The sequence below is a fragment of the Arthrobacter sp. UM1 genome (assembly GCF_020483305.1).
GTDB lineage: Bacteria > Actinomycetota > Actinomycetes > Actinomycetales > Micrococcaceae > Falsarthrobacter.
The window spans coordinates 723,626-741,033 of the sequence record NZ_JACWAB010000001.1 but is presented as its reverse complement, the minus strand read 5'-3'; the positions used below and the strand labels follow the sequence as shown (position 1 = coordinate 741,033).

Below are 17,408 nucleotides of genomic sequence, written 5' to 3'. Positions count from 1 at the left end.
GCGTCCTGGCCTCCGGCCACGCCTCTCGAGCTGACACGGCTCATGACGGCGCCAGGTGAGGAGGTGCTTGCACCCACGGCGGCGCAGTCCGCCGTCATCACCGCAGTGGACGGCCCTCTCCTCGTCGTCGCCGGTGCAGGCTCAGGCAAGACGCGCACCATGGCGGAGAAGGTCGCCTGGATCGTCAGCCAGGGGCTGGCCCGCCCGGACGAGATCCTCGGCGTCACCTTCACCAACAAGGCCGCGGCAGAGCTCGGGCACCGCATCCGGGGGAGGCTGCGGGCCATGGAGGAGGGGCGCCGCCGCCTGAACCCCTCAGAAGCGCCGACCTCCTCGCTCGAAGAGCTCGACGTCGAAGTCTCCACCTACCACTCCTTCGCGAAGAGGCTCGTCACGGACTACGGCCTTCGGCTCGGCATCGAGCCCGGTTCGCCGCTGATCGGCGAGGCAGAGGCCTTCCTCCGCGTTCGCTCCGTGTTCGACGCCTTTCAGGGAAACGTCGAAGACCTCGCCTCGGGTGCGGTCTCCACGGCCACCTCGGGCATCCTGCAGCTGGTGAGCGAGCGTGCCGAGCACGGGCCTTCATGGGCACGTGTGCGTGAATCGATCGGCACATACGCTGATGCCGCAGACAGCGCCCTCAACGTCAAGAGCGACGCCACAGCGAAGGGCCTCTCCCAGGCTTTGAGACACCGGCAGCTCTTGACAGTGCTGGCCGAGCAGTACGAAGAGCACAAGAGGCAGGCCGGCGTCCTGGACTTCGGTGACCTGATCGAGCTGGCCGTCCGCCTGGCCCGGGAGTTCCCCGATGTCGGCGAGTCAGAGCGGGCCCGGTTCAAGTACGTGCTGCTGGACGAGTTCCAGGACACCTCCCATGCGCAGATGGAGCTGTTCGCTGAGCTGTTCGCCCCGAGGATGGTGAACGGCGAGCTGGTCGGCGCCCGCGGGGTCACCGCGGTGGGAGACCCGAACCAGTCCATCTACGGATTCCGAGGCGCCTCGGCCGGCCAGCTCGCCGCCTTCCTCGCCCGGTTCAGCGTGGCCGGGGTGCCAGCCCGCCAGCTCAACCTGAGCCAGGCATGGCGCAACCCCCTCTCCGTCCTGGACGTCGCCAACGGGGTGGCCGCTCCTCTTGCGGAGAAGTCGCCGTTCGAGCGTGGACCCTCTGTCGACGTCGAGCCGCTCGCGCCGTCCCCTGCGGCCCGCCGAGGGGAGATCGTCATCGGCCGCTTCCTCCTGGCGGAGACGGACGCAGACGAGGCTCTCTGCGCCCTCGAACAGGATCCCGCGGTCCAGTCGGCCGAGGGCGCCGAGGAGTTCGCCGAGCTGCTGCGCTCGTTCCCGGAGCCCCGTTCAGAAGCCACTGCCATCGCCGACTTCGTTCAGGAGCGCCGACGGGTCCCTGCGGGGGAGCCCATGCCCAGCATCGCAGTGCTTGCGCGGACCAAGGCCGCTCTGGCGCCGATCCACCGCGCTCTGGAGGCGCGAGGCGTGCCCGTGGAGGTGACAGGGCTCGGTGCGCTGCTCGAAGAGCCAGAGGTGGTCGAGATCGTCTCGTACCTGCGCGCGCTGACGGACACCGGGCGCTCCGACGCCGTGGTCAGGATCCTGTCCTCGCCCCGCTTCGAGATCGGCACGGCAGACCTCGCCGCGTTCGGCGACTGGTCACGTCACCTCGCCCGCGTCGAGCGCCGTGCTCGCAGCTTTCCCTCCGAAGGCGAGGCGCGTCCAGAGGATGTCGTGATCCCGGAAGCGGAAGACATCGCTGAAGCACCCTCCCTGGTCTTGGCTCTGGACGAGCTCCCGCGGCGTTCGGACTGGACCTCACCGGCCGGGCGCTCCTTCAGCGAGGAGGGACTGGCCCGTCTCCGCGAGGCCAGTCGGCTTGTCGCAGAGCTCCGAGCGAGTCTGTCGGACGACGTGGCTCAGGCGATCCACGATGTGGAGCAGGCGATCGGGCTCGACGTCGAGCTGGCGGCCAAGCCTGGAGCGCACGCGCACGTCGCCCGGCGGCACATCGAAGCGTTCGTGAACGAGGCATCCACGTTCATGCAGTCGACGGACCGTGCCACGGTTCCGGCTTTCCTCGACTGGCTGGAGTCTGCGGAAGAGCACGAGAACGGGCTCAAGCCCGCAGAGGTGGAGGCTCGGAATGACGTGGTCCAGCTCATGTCGGTCCATGCGTCCAAGGGCCTCGAATGGGACGTCGTCATCATTCCCGCCCTCGCAGCGGGAACGTTCCCGAGCAGCACGGCACCGGACTGGACCAAGAGCACCGGCTCGTCGCTGCCGTACGACGTGCGCGGCGATGCCGCCAGCTTCCCCGTGTGGAATCCCGATTCGTCATCGGGGAAGGCGTTCGCTGACAGCTACAGGGAATTCAAGGCGGAGGTGGCTCTGCACGCGGAACGGGAGGAGCGGCGTCTCGCCTACGTCGGATTCACCCGGTCCAAGCACACGCTGTGGCTGTCATGCGCGGCCTATGCGGAGACGGCGAAGAAACCGCGGGCGGCCAGCCCCTACCTCGATGAAGCGGAGGAGTTCGCCTCAATCGCTGAATCGGAGAACAGAGCGGTGGTGACGAGGCTAGGACGGAGCACGGCGGTCGAGGGAGAGATCCCGAAAACGCCCAATCCCCTTACGGCACGGGAAAGCCAGGTCATGTGGCCTCTGGAGAGCCTCGGAGACCGCCGTCGAGGCTTTGAACGTGCTCGCAGCCGAGTCGTCAGCCAGATCGAACAGGGCCCAGTCGGCGAGCTCGAAACGGCTCAGGGGCGAGCCTGGCTCGCCGAGGCGCGTCACCTCATCCAGCGCTCACGTGCGGCAGAGGCCAGGCGCCAACGGGCGGCCTCGGTCATCGAGCTTCCCCCGGTCATCTCCGTCTCGAACTTCGTCAACATCGTGGACGACGAGCAGGCCACGGGCGAGCAGCTCAACCGTCCGATGCCGCGGAAGCCCAGCCTTGCGGCCCGCAAAGGCACCACCTTCCACGCCTACCTCGAGGAGCACTATCAGCGGCAGGCCTCGTTCGACTTCGACGAGCCGTGGGCTGACACGGGCACCGACGAGGAGCTGGGTCTCGCCGACCTCGCTGAGAAGTTCCGCTCTTCAGAGTGGGCGGCGCGGCAGGCCCACGCCGTCGAGGTCCTCATCGAGACGAAGGTCGGGGGACAGCGGATCAAGGGCCGCGTGGACGCCGTGTTCAAGCATGAAGACGGCACATGGGACCTCGTCGACTGGAAAACCGGACGCGTCCCCACCGGAAAGGACTTGGAGACGAAGTCTCTGCAGCTTGCGCTGTACCGTCTCGGATGGTCGCAGCTGACGGGCGTTCCGGAAAACGAGATCGGGGCGGCCTTCTACTACGTGGACTCCCAGGTGACGGTTCGGCCTGAGACGCTTCCGGAACGCGACGAGCTCGACAGGATGTTCAGCGAGAAGGTGTCCTGGGCGCCTGACGCCTGACCGGAATCCTGGCCCAGCCGCGCCGCTGGGCGAGGTGCCATCGTGCCGTCGTCCGCGGGCTGGGGTGCCTTTGGACGCTGGATGCTGAACGCTGGACGCGATGCTCAGGCGCGGTCCGGGCTGCCGCCTTCCGGATCCCGTGCCTGGACGGCCCGCTTCTCCGTGTCGGTTCCCGTCTCGTCCGCAGCAGGGTTCTCGCCGGAGTCGTGGCGCGAGATCTTCCTGCCCTCGGAACCCGGCGCGGCGGCTGGGGCGTTGTCCGAGCTGCGCTGAGCGCTCGCGTCCTGATGGCGTGCAGTCGGAGCCTCTTTGCCAGAGCCAGACGGGGAGTGGTTCGTCTTCGCCGCACCGTCGGGAGAGACGGTCGGCTGAGCGGTGGTTGCGGGGCCGTCCGCCAGGCCTGCGGCGTGGCTGCCGTGGGCCGCTTCGCGCTGCTTGGCGCGCTCTTCCCGCGAGATGCCCACTCCCACGGGGGCAGCGGGATCGGCACCCGTGCGGACCCGATCTTGCGATTCCGGAGTGCGCCCGGCACGTTCGCCGTCCGCAGCGTCCCCCGAAGCCTTGTTCCTGTCGGAGGCGAAGTCTCTCTGAGAGGCGAGGTCCCTCGCGGAAGCGTTGTCCCCGCCGGGCGTCTTGGCCGCAGCCGGGACTGCGGAGGGCGTGTCTTCCTCCGAAGACCGGCACTCCGGCGACGCCGCCTCGTCGTCCTTGGCAGCCCCGCTCTCCTTGGCAGCCCCGCTCTCCTTGGAGCCCTCGGCGTCTGAGCCTGACGCAGACGTCCCACCAGTCGCGGCCTTCTCAGCGGGTGCAGCGTCGTCAGCGGGCGCAGCGCTCTCCGTCTGCACGGCGCCAGCGTCAGTCGAGGGTCGGGACTTGCCCGGGGCAGTCGCCTCCGGGTCGAGCCGCTTGGCGAGGCTGAGGAGGAGAGCAGCGGCGGTGGAGATCCGCTCTTCGTCCTTCTGGCGGACGGCCGTCATGAGGTACTCCGCCACGGCGAACTCGGCGTTGAAGAGGGCCCGCCGCTCGAGCCCCGTGTCCTTCGGGTGGTCGTGCTCGGCGAGCTCGGCGAAGTAGGCCTCGAAGACGTCCTTGCGCGCCTCGGCCGGCAGGGACATGATCCACGCGAAGTCCTCGCCCGGATCGGTCACGGTCAGCGCCGCCCAGTCGGTCACCACCAGGGTCTCGCCGTCCACCAGGAAGCGGTCGTCGTTCAGGTCGCCGTGCACGGCCGTCGGCGTGAACCGCCAGAGCCCGGCCTCTTCGAGGACGTCCTCCCACCGGCTGAGCAGCACGGAGGGGACCTTGCCCGTGCCCGCGGCGGCGTCCAGCAGATTCAGCTTCCGGGACCTCACCTCTGAGGCCTCGTAGAAGGGGAGTCCCGCGTCCTCCAGCTCGTGAGCGGGGACAAGGTGGATGCGGGCGATGGCGCGCCCCACGCGGCGGCGCAGCTCGGCATCGCGCTCGAGCTCGTCCGCGGCGAGCGGACGCCCCTTCACCTCGTCGAAGAACACCGTGGACAGCGTCCCCTGGCTGAAACGGCCAACCACGTTGGACACCGAGACATCTGCGCCCATGTGTGGGGCCACAAGCTGGAGAAGCCGGGACTCGATGATGAGCGACGTGCTCTCCTCCGGCGTCGTCGCCGTCGTCGCCAGCACCCGCCGGCCCGTCGAGGACTTCAGCACCGCCGTCTGGCGGTCCCCCTCCTGCTGCGGCGCCGAGACTGCCACGACGGACAGCCCCTCCATGGCGGCCGAAGCGATGGCGGCCAGCTGGTACGAGGGAAGCAGGTTCGAGGAAGTCACGCCTTCACGCTACCGAAGATTGTTCAAGGTTCCTGGGAACGAGACGGCTCGCACAGGCCGTTCGCCGTCGGGGAAGCGGGGCCCGCCCGGGATACGGTTAAGTCCATGTCCTCCTTCGATCACGCGGTCCTTCCCCACACCCCGATGACCGCCGACGGCCTGGACCGCCGCACCGAGGACCGGCCCGGGGACACGCTTCTCACCGAGGCCCTGGAACGCCCCGAGACGCTGTTCGCCGTCCTCATCGGCGACTCTCGCCTGCCGAGCCACATCCTCGTCGGGGAGGGCCGACGCCGGGCCCTGCTCGCCCGCCGCGACGCGGATCCGTACCTTGACGAGGCTCGGGCGCTCGTGGCCCTCGGAGACCTCGGGAAGGGCGGAGAGCCCGTCGTCGCCGTGCTCGCACGGACCGGCGCGCGCCCGGGCACGGGCAAGAAGACCCAGGACGGCCGAGCCGGGGTCGAGGCGGCCACGGTCCGCACGGAGATGTCTGCCGCCTCGGCCGGGGAGGACGTCCCCTACCTCAGCGCCCTCTCGCAGGCCCAGGCCGTGATGGCGTGGCATGCCACGCACGAGTTCTCGCCGGAGACCGGCCGTCCCACCCGCCCCACGACCTCCGGATGGGTGCGCGAGGACCCGGAGGACGGAACCGAGTTCTTCCCGCGCACGGACCCTGCGGTCATCGTGGCGCTCGTGGACGAGCAGGACCGGATCGTCCTGGGACACAACGCCGCGTGGCCCACCTCGCGGTACTCGACGCTCGCCGGCTTCGTGGAGCCGAGCGAGACCCCCGAGGCCGCCGTGGTGAGGGAGCTGCGGGAGGAGGCGGGCGTCGTCGTCGATCGCGTCCGCTACCTCGGAGCCCAGCCGTGGCCGTTCCCGCGCTCGCTCATGCTCGGCTACATCGCAACGACCTCGAGCGTCCCGCAGGCCGACGGCGTGGAGATCACGCACGTCAAGGCCTTCACCCGCGCTGAGCTGGACCGCGCCGTGGACGCTGGCGAGCTCGAGCTCCCCAACGCGCTGTCCATCTCCCGCGCGCTCATCACCGCCTGGAAGGAAGCGGAGGCACCCGCCCAGTGAACCCCGACGACATCCTGGACCAGCTCGACCCGGAGCAGCGCGACGTCGCCTCCCACCTGACCGGCCCCATGGTGGTCCTCGCCGGCGCCGGCACGGGCAAGACCCGCGCCATCACGCACCGGATCGCCTACGGCGTCGCGAGCGGCGTCTACACCCCGCAGCAGGTCCTCGCCGTGACGTTCACGGCCCGGGCGGCGGCGGAGATGCGGGCCCGCCTGAGGGCCCTCGGCGCGAGCGGCGTCCAGGCGCGCACCTTCCACTCGGCGGCTCTGCGCCAGCTGCAGTACTTCTGGCCCCAGGCCATCGGCGGGACGCCCCACCGGCTCGTGGAGAACAAGGCCGCGCTCATCGCCGAGGCGGCGCGCCGCCTGAGGATCTCCACGGACCGGGCCGCCATCCGGGACCTCGCCGGCGAGATCGAGTGGGCCAAGGTCTCCATGCTCACGCCGGAGGGCTACGCGAAGGCGCCCGGCCGGGAGGCGCCGTCCGGATTCGACCAGCGGAGCGTCTCGCGCCTCTACCAGGCGTACGAGGACCTCAAGGAGGAGCGCCTCGTCATCGACTTCGAGGACGTCCTGCTCCTCACCGTCGGCATCCTCGAGGACGACGAGCGCGTGGCCGCCCAGGTCCGCCAGCAGTACCGCCACTTCGTGGTGGACGAGTACCAGGACGTCTCCCCGCTGCAGCAGCGCCTCCTGGACCTGTGGCTGGGGGAGCGGAGCGACCTCTGCGTGGTGGGCGACGCGAGCCAGACCATCTACAGCTTCACCGGCGCCTCGAGCCGGCACCTGCTCGAGTTCACGCACCGCTACGAGGGCGCCCGCGTGGTCAAGCTCGTCCGCGACTACCGCTCCACCCCGCAGGTGGTCCAGGCGGCCAACGAGCTCCTCGCGGCCCGCAAGGCCTCGCCGAGGGAGGACGCCCGCTGGGCCGAGCCCCTCGAGCTGCGCGCCCAGCGCCCCAGCGGACCGGCCGTCATGTTCGGCGAGTTCCGCGACGACGCGGAGGAGGCGGCAGGCCTCGCCGAGCACATCGCCGCCACCGTCAAGGAGGGCACGCCGGCCCACGAGATCGCCGTCCTCTTCCGCACCAACGGACAGTCCCAGGCCTTCGAGGAGGCGCTCTCCCGGGCCGGCATCCCGTACAAGGTCCGCGGCGCCGAGCGCTTCTACGAGCGCCGGGAGGTCAAGGACGGCATCCTCCAGCTGCGCGCCGCCGCCCGCTCCGCCGAGCCCGGCGAGGACGCCCCCGCGCTCGCGCGCACCATCCTCAGCTCTCTCGGCTACAGTCCCGAAGCGCCGACGACGACGGGCGCCCAGCGCGAGCGCTGGGAGTCCCTCGCGGCCCTCGTCGCCGTGGCGGACGAGGTGGCGGAGGCCCGGCGGAGCCGTGGCGAGGAGACCTCGCTCCAGGACGTCGTGGACGAGCTGACGGACCGCGCGGCCAACGCGCACGTCCCCACGCTCGACGGCGTGACGCTCGCCTCCATCCACACCGCCAAGGGCCTGGAGTGGGACGCGGTCTACCTCGCGGGGATGAGCGAGGGGCTCATGCCGATCTCCTACGCGCAGACCCAGGCCGAGATCGACGAGGAGCGCCGCCTCCTCTACGTCGGCATCACCCGCGCCCGCCGGCAGCTCCACGTCTCCTGGGCGCTCTCCCGCACGCAGGGCGGCTCCGCGAGCCGCAAGCCCTCCCGGTTCCTCCACGCGCTCTCCCCGGACGTGCGGGCCAAGCACGGCGAGGTGTCCTCCCGCGAGCGGGCCTCCGCCCGCCGCAAGCCCGCGAAGGCCGCCGTCTGCTCGGTCTGCGGGGGCGCGCTCGCCACGCCGCAGGAGCGCAAGCTGCGCCACTGCGCGGACTGCCCGCTGAGCTTCAACGAGTCCGTCTACGAGGCGCTGCGGGCATGGCGCACCTCCGAGTCCGAGTCCACGGGCAAGCCCGCCTTCGTCGTCTTCACCGACGCCACCCTCATGCTCCTCGCGGAGGCCCTGCCGTCCTCGCCGCAGGAGCTGGCCCGCATCTCCGGCGTCGGCGCCTCGAAGATCGAGCGCTACGGGGAGACGGTCCTCGAGATCGTCTCGACCCACCGGGGCTCCTGATGGCCGCCGCTCCGGACGAGCTGCGGGAGATCACGACGGCGCTCGGCGCCCAGCGGATCGCCGTCCGGCGCTCGACGCGCAGGACCCGGACCATCTCGGCGCGGCGCGAGGGGGACCGCGTCCTCGTCCTGGCTCCCGCCCGCCGCTCGGCCGAGGAGGAGGGGCTCATCCGCCGCGTGGTGGAACGGGTCCTCGTCCGTGAGCGCAACGCACGGGACCGCAGTCCCGATCTCGGGCCCGCCGGCGCCTCTGCGCTCGCGGTCCGCGCGGAGCGGCTCATCGGCGAGCACTTCCCGGGCCTCGAGCCGCCTGCCTCCATCGAGTGGGTCACCAATCAGAGCACCCGCTGGGGCTCGGCCTCGATCCGGGCCCGGACCATCCGGCTCTCGCACGTGCTGGCGGGCATGCCGGAGTGGGTTGTGGACTCCGTCATCGTCCACGAGCTCGCGCATCTCATCGAGCCCAGCCACTCGCCGCGCTTCTGGGCGCTCTGCCGGCGGTATCCGCGGACGGACGAGGCCAGGGCCTACCTGGCCGGCGTCGAGCACGGCATGAGGCTCCGGGAGCCGGACAGTCAGCCCTCCTCGGAGCCCCGGTCCTCCTCCGGCGAGTCGTAGCCGCCGGCCAGGAGCTTGGCGAGCTCGGCATCCACGTCGGCCTCGGCCGCGGCCTGCTCCTCCTGGCGCTGGTTGTAGCCGGCCGGGTCGTCGAGGTCCTGCGAGCCGGGGATGAGGTCCGGGTGGCTCCACACGGAGTCCCGGCCCTCCTGTCCCTTCTCCTCCTCGATGATCCGGAAGAGGCTCGCGGCGTCCCGGAGGCGGCGGGGGCGCAGCTCGAGTCCCACGAGTCGGGCGAAGGTCTGCTCTGCCGGTCCCTGCGTGGCGCGGCGCCGGCGGATGGTCTCGGCGAGCGCGGACGCTCCGGGCAGCCGCGCGGCCGCCTGGTTGGCGACGACGTCCACCCACCCCTCGATGAGGGCCAGCAGCGTCTCGAGGCGCTCGAGGGCGGCCTCCTGCGCCGGCGTGTTGGCCGGCTGGAAGACGCCGCCGCTCAGGACCTGCTCGAGCGAGCCCGCGTCGGACGGGTCGATCTCCCGGGCCGCCTCGCCGATCTTGTCCGTGTCGATCTCGATGCCCTCGGCGAAGTCCCGGATGGCGGAGAAGACGTGGGCGCGGAGCCAGGGCGCCCGGTGGAAGAGGCGGGCATGGGCCTCCTCACGCAGGGCGATGTAGATGCGCACCTCGTCCTCGCCCACCTCGAGCCCCTCCGCGAATCCGGCGATGTTCGCGGGCACCAGGGCGAGGCCGTCCTTGACGAGCGGGACGCCGATGTCCGAGGCGGAGAGCACCTCGAGCGCGAGCGTCCCCACGCTCTGGCCGAGCTGGAGCGCGAAGACCGACTGGGCCATCGAGTCCATCATGGCGGAGGACTGCCCCAGCATGGCCTTCATCTCCTCCGGCATCTGCGAGGCCACGGCGTCTTTCATCGCCTGGGAGAGGGACGCGGCCACGGGCTCGGTCATGTCCTTGAACGCGGCGAAGGACGCCTCGGCCCACTGGCGGGGCGAGTAGGCGCGGGGCGCGACGGCGGGGGCCTCGAAGGACGTGGACTCGTCCAGCCAGAGGGAGGCCAGGCGGAAGGCGTCCCGCACCTCGGCCTTCTCCTTCTCGCTCGTCTCCACCGGCTTGGCGGACGCCGCCTGGCGGGCCGACTCGCGGGCCTGCGTCCAGGAGGACTCTGGGTTGGACATCGAGAACATCATGTTCCGGGCCTGGCTCATCATCTGCTGCAGGGCCGCGGGGTCCTCGGGGAGGCCGAGCTTCTCGGAAAGCTCTCGCCGCTCCTCGGGGGAGAGGTCCGCTCCGCCGTTGCCGAGCAGGCTCTGCAGGCGCCGCGCGAGCTCCTCGAACGACTCTCCGTCTCCGAGTCCGCCTTCTCCGAACGGGTTCTGGTTCATGGCTGACTGGTCCTCTCGTCGCCCGGTTGTCTTGCCCTTCAGGCTACGAGAGCCCTCTGGGAATGCACTCGGAAGCGGCGTGCGTTCCGCCGCAGAGCGAACACGATAATCTAGCGCCATGCAGATCGACCCCTCCTCCGCGGACGCCCAGCCCGACGACGAGGGGTCCCGCTCCGGCTCTCACCGGGCCGAGCGCCGCGGCCGGATCAAGCGCTGGGCCGCGCCCGTGGCCGCGTGGACGGCCGCCTTCGCCGTCGTCGCCGGCCTGTTCGCGGTGCCGTACCCGTACGTCATCGAGTCGCCCGGCCCCACGTTCAACGTCCTCGGCCAGGAGGAGGGCAAGAACGTCATCGAGATCAAGGGCCGCCCCGAGCACCCTGCCAAGGGCGAGCTGAGGATGACCACGGTGTACGTGACGGGCGGCCCGGACCAGAGCGTCCACGGCGTGGACCTCGTCAAGGCGTGGCTGGGCGGGCAGAGCCGCGTCCTGCCGGTGGATGAGGTGTACCCGCCGAACGTCTCCCGCCAGCAGATCACCGAGAGCAACCGGCTCGAGATGGACAACTCGCAGTCCTCCGCCGTCGCCGCCGCCCTCTCGCACCAGCACATCGCCTTCACGCGCCGACTCTCGGTCCAGGACGTCGTCCTCGGCACGCCCGCCCAGGGCGTCCTGAAGAAGGGGGACGTCATCGAGAAGGTCGGCGGGGCCCCCGCCGCGGACGTCGCCTCGCTGCGCAAGAGCGTGGCCAAGAGCGGCGGAGCGCCCCTGGCGGTCACCGTCCGCCGCGCGGGCGCCACGAAGGAGCTGACCCTCAAGCCCGTCAAGAAGGACGGCGCGTACGTGCTGGGAGTCCTCCTCAAGAACGACTTCGACTTCCCGTTCACCCCGACCTTCAACCTCCAGAACGTCGGCGGCCCGAGCGCGGGGATGATGTTCGCGCTCGGCATCCTGGACGAGATCGAGCCGGGGGACCTCACGGGCGGCCGCTCGATCGCGGGCACCGGCACCATCGACGCCGAGGGCCGGGTGGGCCCCATCGGCGGCATCCAGCAGAAGATGGCGGCGGCCCGGCGGGACGGCGCCGAGTACTTCCTCGCCCCCGCCTCCAACTGCGGCGACGTCACGGGGCACGTCCCGGACGGCCTCACCGTGGTGCGCGTGCAGTCGCTCAGCCAGGCCTACACGGCGGTCGAGGCGATCGGACGCGGCCAGACGCCGTCCCAGAAGCCGGACGCCTTCCCGACCTGCGGCTGACGCGGACTCCCCTTCCGCGCCGACTTCGGGGAGAATAGAGGGAAGCACGTGGTCGGACCGCCGGCTGCGGCCGGTCCACCCCGCTGACGCAAGGAAAGCATGAGCGCCAGAGCCTCCCGTCCGTCCAAGCCGCCCCGCAGCCAGCGCACGCCGCGCTATCTGAGGTGGGGAGCGGCCCTCGTCGTCGCCGTCCTGCTCCTCAGGATCCTGCTGGAGAAGTACACGGACCTGCTGTGGTTCCAGGAGCTCGGCTTCGGCTCCGTCTTCGGCCGGAACCTCCTCTACGCGGCGCTCACGTGGCTCGGCGTCTTCCTCCTCGTCTCGGTGCCGCTCCACTTCGTCCTGCGGCGCCTGTTCTGCAGCGGCTCCTCCGAGTACTCGACGGACGTGCTGCGGCTGTACCAGCAGAGGATCACGGCCCTCAAGCCGCTCATCGTGTGGGGCCTCCCGGCGCTCCTCGGCGTGATGAGCGCGGTGGCCGGCGCGCCCCAGTGGAAGACCGTGGTGCTCGCGTTCGCCGCGGAGCCCTTCGGCTCCGCAGACCCGGTCTTCGGGCACGACGCGTCCTTCTACGTCATGGTCCTCCCCGCCCTCTCCTTCGTCGCGGGCCTGCTCCTCTCGGTGACGACGACGGCGCTCGCGGCCGTCCTCGTCTTCAACTACCTGTACGGCTTCATCGCGTTCCGCCCGCAGCGCATGTTCGTGGCCCGGCGGGCCAAGATCCAGGTGACGGTCGCAGCCGCGGCCGTCCTGGCCATGGCGGCGGTGCGGTTCTGGCTTGCCCGCTACCGGATGATGACGGAGCCCAACGGCTCCTGGGCGGGTGCGCTCTACACAGACGTCAACGCGAGGATCCCCACGATGGGGATCCTGGCGGCGGCGTGCCTCGTCGTCGCGGCGCTCTTCGTCGTCGCCGTGCGGACCAACCGCTGGAAGCTGCCCGTCGTCGGCATCGCGAGCCTCCTCGTCACGGGGCTCCTCGCGGGCATCGCGTTCCCGTGGGGCGTGCAGCGGTTCGTCGTCACGCCGAGCGCGCAGTCCAAGGAGAGCGAGTTCATCAAGCACAACATCGAGGGAACGCGGGCCGCCTACGGCCTGGACAAGATCCAGGTCAAGCAGTATGACGCCACCACGAAGGCCAGCGCGTCCGCCCTCAGCCAGGACGCCGCCTCGCTGGACAACGTCCGGCTGCTGGATCCGAGCGTCGTCTCCAACGCGTTCGCGCAGCTGCAGCAGTACCGCCCGTACTACCAGTTCCCGGAGCAGCTCAACGTGGACCGCTACACCCTGGACGGGAAGGTCCAGGACACGGTCATCGCGGTGCGCGAGCTCAACGTGGACGGCTCCCCGGACTCGTGGTTCAACCGGCACCTCGTGTACACGCACGGCTACGGCGTCGTCGCCGCCTACGGCTCCAAGGTGGCCTCGGACGGGAAGCCGGACTTCATGCAGTCCGGCATCCCCACGAGCGGCCAGCTCGGCAAGGACGGGGACTACGAGCCGCGCGTGTACTTCGGGCAGAAGTCCCCGGACTACTCGATCGTGGGCGCGCCGGAGGGGCAGGCCCCGCAGGAGATCGACCGGCCGCAGAACACGGACACCTCCTCGGAGGAGTCCAAGACGTCCTTCAAGGGCAACGGCGGTCCGCGGCTCGACAACCCCGTGGCGCGCCTCGCCTACGCGCTGAAGTTCGGCTCGGCGAACATCCTGCTCTCCAACGGGGTGCACCCCGAGTCGCAGATCCTCTACAACCGGGACCCGCGCCAGCGCGTCGCCGAGGCGGCGCCCTACCTCACGGTGGACGACAACGCGTACCCCGCTGTCGTGGACGGACGCATCAAGTGGATCGTGGACGCGTACACCGTCTCGGACAAGTACCCGTACTCGACCCCCACGGAGCTCAACAGCGCCACGAGCGACGCGGCCACGGCCGAGGGCAGCCGCAGCGCCCAGCCGGTCAAGCGGGCCAACTACATGCGCAACTCGGTCAAGGCCACGGTGGACGCCTATGACGGCTCGGTCTCGCTCTACGCGTGGGACGAGGACCCGGTGCTCAAGGCCTGGGAGAAGCTCTACCCGGGCACCGTCAAGCCCCGCTCGGAGATGAGCGGGGAGCTGCTCTCGCACGTGCGGTACCCGCAGGACCAGTTCAAGGTCCAGCGGGAGATGCTCGGCCGCTACCACGTCACGGACGCCGCGCGGCTCTTCACGAGCGACGACGCCTGGGTGGTGCCGAACGACCCCACGTCCTCGACCCGGCAGCAGCAGCCGCCGTACTACATGAGCCTGCGCCTGCCGGGGGAGGACAAGGCGGCCTTCTCGCTGACGAGCCCCTTCATCTCCAACAACGTGAAGAACGGCCAGCAGAGGGACGTCATGTACGGCTTCCTCTCCGCCAACGGCGACGCCGGCTCGCAGAAGGGCCGCGTGGCGGACGGCTACGGCAAGCTGACCCTGCTCGAGCTGCCGAGGGACACGGTGGTCCCCGGCCCGGGCCAGGCGCAGACCAAGTTCACCTCGGACCCCACGGTGGGCAAGGAGCTCAACCTCCTGCGCTCCGGCGCCTCGGAGGTCATCAGCGGAAACCTCCTCTCGCTGCCGGCCGGCGACGGCATCCTCTACGTCCAGCCGGTCTACGTGCAGGCCAAGAGCGGCATCAAGATGCCCACGCTGCGCAGGGTGCTCGTGAACTTCGGCGACCAGGTGGGTTTCGCGAACACCCTGGACGAAGCACTGGACCAGGTCTTCGAGGGGTACGCCGCGAAGCAGTCGCAGCCTGCGGAGGACACGAAGCCGGGCGGGGAGAAGTCCTCCTCGAAGCCGGCCCAGTCCACGGAGGTGCGGCAGGCGCTCAAGCGGGCGTCGGACGCCATGAAGAAGGGTCAGGAGGCCCTCGCCAAGGGGGACTTCGCCGGATACGGCCAGGCGCAGGACGAGCTGAAGAAGGCTCTCCAGCAGGCTCTCGACGCGGAAGACCGGCAGGCCCAGTCGGGCCAGGGGTCGGGAGGAGCGGACTCCGGGAAGAAGTGACCGTCTGAGCGGGCGAGCCTGCAGAGCCCTCCAGTTTGCGCAACAGTTCAGCCGCTGGTAACGTTGAATCTGTTGACGCGGGGTGGAGCAGTTCGGTAGCTCGCCGGGCTCATAACCCGGAGGTCGCGAGTTCAAATCTCGCCCCCGCCACGAGAGAAAGGCCCCCAGGCATTCGCCTGGGGGCCTTTCGCATGCCCGTGGAATGACCGCCGCCTCCTCGTCAGACCGGTGCTAGAGTCTCGTTCCGTGACACGGGGTGCCCTGACGCAGGGCTGAGAGCAGACCCGTCGAACCTGATCTAGGTCACGCTAGCGAAGGGATGTCGATCTCCATGGACCATGTCCTCCGCGGGCTGCGCGAGCAGCGCCCGCTCGTCCAGTGCATCACCAACAGCGTGGTGACGAACTTCACCGCGAACGTCCTCCTCTCCGCCGGGGCCTCTCCCGCTATGTCAGACGTGCCGGGCGAGGCCGGGCCGTTCGCGGAGATCGCGGACGCGCTCCTCGTCAACTTGGGCACGCCGACGTCCGAGCAGCGGGACGCCGCCCGCGAGGCCGTCCGCGCCGACGTCCCGTGGGTCCTCGACCCCGTGGGCGTGGGGGCCCTGACTCTGCGCACCGAGCTCGCCTTCGAGCTGCTGCGCCGCCGCCCGGGCGTCATCCGGGGCAACGCCTCCGAGATCCTCGTCCTCGCCCGTGCCGGGTCCGGTGCTCGCGGCGTGGACGCGCAGGACTCCTCGGACTCCGCCCTCGACGCGGCGCGGCGGCTGGCGGGAGAGACCGGCTCCGTCGTCGCCGTCTCGGGGGAGACCGACTACGTGACGGACGGCGAGCGCACGCTGCGGATCGAGGGAGGCTCTGAGCTGCTCACCCGCGTGACGGGCGCCGGGTGCTCGCTCGGCGCCCTCATGGCGGCCTGCCTGGCTGTCGCGCCTGCCCTGGAGGCGGCCGCAGCGGCGTCCGCGGCCTATGCCGTCGCCTCGGAGCGGGCCGAGCGGCAGTCGAGGGGCCCTGGCTCGTTCGCTGTGGCCCTCCTGGACGAGATCGCCGCCCTCCGGCCGGAGGACCTCTCCGGCCGCGTCGCCGAGGAGGGCCGGCGATGAGCGCGAACACCGATCGGCAGGTCCCTCGGGTCCTCAGCATCGCGGGCACCGATCCCACCGGCGGGGCGGGACTCCACGCGGACCTCAAGTCCATCGCGGCCTTCGGCGGGTACGGGATGGGCGCGGTGACGGCCGTCGTCGCCCAGAACACCACGGGCGTCCAGTCCGTGCATCCGCTGCCGCTCGAGACCGTGCGGGCCCAGCTGGAGAGCGTCAGCGACGATGTTCAGATCGACGCCGTCAAGATCGGCATGCTCGGCGGCTCGGGCGTCGTCGAGACGGTCCGCGCGTGGCTCGAGGAGGTGCGGCCGCCGAACGTGGTGCTGGACCCCGTCATGGTCGCCTCGAGCGGGGACCGCCTCCTCGACGCCGACGCCGAGGCGTCCGTGCGGGAGCTCGTCCGCCTCGCCGACCTCGTCACGCCCAACATCCCGGAGCTCGCCGTCCTCCTCGAGGAGGAGCCGGCCGAGGCGTGGGCCACGGCGCGACGCCAGGCCGAGCGGCTCGCGGTCGAGTGGGACGTGGCCGTTCTGCTCAAGGGAGGCCACCTCGACGGCGAGACGGCCCCGGACGCCGTCGTCACCCGGGACGGCATCGCGGAGCGGGAGAGCGATCGCATCCGCACCCGGAACACGCACGGGACGGGATGCTCGCTCTCCAGCGCCATGGCGACGGCGGCCGCCTGGGGCCTGACCTGGGAGGAGGCCCTCGACAGCGCCAAGGACTGGCTGGGCGGCGCCATCGCGGCCGCGGACGCGCTCCGCGTGGGCCACGGCCACGGCCCGGTGGACCACGGGCACCATGTGCGGGACGCCGTCGTGGAGCAGCTCGGCCTGGCCCGCGCCTGGACGGTGCGGCAGTGGGAGGCCTCCGCGGACGTCCGCCGCGTGGCGGAGCAGAGCCCGTTCGTCGCGGCTCTGGCCGAGGGGACCCTGGAGCGCGCGCGGTTCGACTGGTACCTGGAGCAGGACCTCCTCTACCTGCGGGACTACGCCCGGGTGCTGGCCCGGGCGGCACAGCTGGCCCCGACGTCCGAAGAGCAGGTCTTCTGGGCCCGCGCCTCCGCCGGGTGCCTCGAGGAGGAGGCGCAGCTCCACGAGGCCTCGGTGAGCGCCGAGGGAGTCCGGGCCGCCGAGACCACGCTCGCCTACACGCAGCACCTTGAGGCGTGCACCGCCTCGGGCAGCTACGCCGTTGTGGTGGCGGCCGTCCTGCCGTGCTTCTGGCTCTACCAGGACGTGGGGGAGCGGCTCGGCCGGGCCGCGAGCCCGGGGCATCCGTATGAGGACTGGCTCTCCGCCTACGGGGCGGACGAGTTCCGGGAGCTGACCTTGCGGGCCATCGAGATCACAGAAGGGGCCGCGCAGGCGGTCTCCCCCGCCGAGCGGGAGCGCATGGCCTGGGCCTTCCAGCGCTCCATGGAGAAGGAGCGGGAGTTCTTCGAGGCTCCCTGGACGGCAGACCTGGAGACGGGACCGGCCCGGTAGAGGTCGAGCCAGGAGAGAGAAGGAGCCCGCCGGAACGGATTCCGGCGGGCTCCTCTGGTCCGAGGCTGGCCGCGCGAGGCGGGGGAGCGTGATGGGTCAGCGCTCATCCGGACCGGTCAGCG

Annotated in this window: 10 protein-coding genes, 1 tRNA gene and 1 riboswitch; of the genes, 9 read left to right on the top strand and 2 right to left on the bottom strand. The window is 70.9% G+C overall.

Annotated features, from left to right (window positions below; genetic code table 11):
* Nucleotides 1-63 precede the first annotated feature (63 nt).
* Nucleotides 64-3,465 carry an ATP-dependent DNA helicase gene (locus H9I38_RS03290; RefSeq protein WP_226337262.1) on the top strand — a complete coding sequence of 1,134 codons (3,402 nt, stop codon included), beginning with the start codon at nucleotides 64-66 and terminating at the stop codon, nucleotides 3,463-3,465.
* A 104-nt stretch (nucleotides 3,466-3,569) separates the two neighbouring features.
* Here H9I38_RS03290 and H9I38_RS03285 read toward each other — a convergent pair whose 3' ends face one another.
* The gene (locus tag H9I38_RS03285) at nucleotides 3,570-5,270 is read right to left on the bottom strand and encodes a phosphotransferase (RefSeq protein ID WP_226337260.1); all 1,701 of its coding nucleotides are present in this window, start codon (nucleotides 5,268-5,270) and stop codon (nucleotides 3,570-3,572) included.
* 105 nt (nucleotides 5,271-5,375) lie between these two features.
* Here H9I38_RS03285 and nudC point away from each other — a divergent pair, with 105 nt between their 5' ends.
* From nudC to H9I38_RS03270, 3 genes are read left to right on the top strand one after another with little or no spacing between them, the layout of a single operon-like run.
* Nucleotides 5,376-6,353, top strand: coding sequence for an NAD(+) diphosphatase (nudC, locus tag H9I38_RS03280; RefSeq protein ID WP_226337258.1), 978 nt, complete (start codon nucleotides 5,376-5,378; stop codon nucleotides 6,351-6,353).
* Complete coding sequence (locus H9I38_RS03275) at nucleotides 6,350-8,455, top strand: ATP-dependent DNA helicase UvrD2 (RefSeq protein ID WP_226337256.1); 2,106 nt, start codon at nucleotides 6,350-6,352, stop codon at nucleotides 8,453-8,455. The genes nudC and H9I38_RS03275 overlap by 4 nt, the downstream gene beginning before the upstream one ends.
* Entirely contained in the window at nucleotides 8,455-9,072 is a 618-nt protein-coding gene (locus H9I38_RS03270; RefSeq protein ID WP_226337254.1) for a M48 family metallopeptidase, read from the top strand. The genes H9I38_RS03275 and H9I38_RS03270 overlap by 1 nt, the downstream gene beginning before the upstream one ends.
* On the opposite strand, the gene H9I38_RS03265 is transcribed toward H9I38_RS03270, so the two are convergent.
* The gene (locus tag H9I38_RS03265; protein ID WP_226337252.1) at nucleotides 9,030-10,412 is read right to left on the bottom strand and encodes a zinc-dependent metalloprotease; all 1,383 of its coding nucleotides are present in this window, start codon (nucleotides 10,410-10,412) and stop codon (nucleotides 9,030-9,032) included. The two genes, H9I38_RS03270 and H9I38_RS03265, sit on opposite strands and share 43 nt — an antisense overlap.
* 118 nt (nucleotides 10,413-10,530) lie before the next feature.
* Between H9I38_RS03265 and H9I38_RS03260 the strand changes: the two genes are divergently transcribed.
* The 5 genes from H9I38_RS03260 (at nucleotide 10,531) to H9I38_RS03240 (ending at nucleotide 17,286) form a co-directional block, all read left to right on the top strand.
* Nucleotides 10,531-11,667 carry a PDZ domain-containing protein gene (locus tag H9I38_RS03260; protein ID WP_226337250.1) on the top strand — a complete coding sequence of 379 codons (1,137 nt, stop codon included), beginning with the start codon at nucleotides 10,531-10,533 and terminating at the stop codon, nucleotides 11,665-11,667.
* Between the two features lie 99 nt (nucleotides 11,668-11,766).
* Nucleotides 11,767-14,697 (top strand): UPF0182 family protein, encoded by a 2,931-nt coding sequence (locus H9I38_RS03255; protein WP_226337248.1) that lies wholly within the window; start codon nucleotides 11,767-11,769, stop codon nucleotides 14,695-14,697.
* A gap of 76 nt (nucleotides 14,698-14,773) precedes the next feature.
* Nucleotides 14,774-14,847 (top strand) — tRNA-Met (locus tag H9I38_RS03250).
* A 92-nt stretch (nucleotides 14,848-14,939) separates the two neighbouring features.
* Nucleotides 14,940-15,034, top strand: a riboswitch (TPP riboswitch).
* Nucleotides 15,029-15,799 (top strand): hydroxyethylthiazole kinase, encoded by a 771-nt coding sequence (gene thiM / locus H9I38_RS03245; RefSeq protein WP_226337247.1) that lies wholly within the window; start codon nucleotides 15,029-15,031, stop codon nucleotides 15,797-15,799. Its footprint overlaps the riboswitch before it by 6 nt.
* Nucleotides 15,796-17,286, top strand: a complete 1,491-nt coding sequence (locus H9I38_RS03240) for a bifunctional hydroxymethylpyrimidine kinase/phosphomethylpyrimidine kinase (protein ID WP_226337246.1) — start codon at nucleotides 15,796-15,798, stop codon at nucleotides 17,284-17,286. Before thiM ends, H9I38_RS03240 begins: the two co-directional genes overlap by 4 nt.
* Nucleotides 17,287-17,408 lie beyond the last annotated feature (122 nt).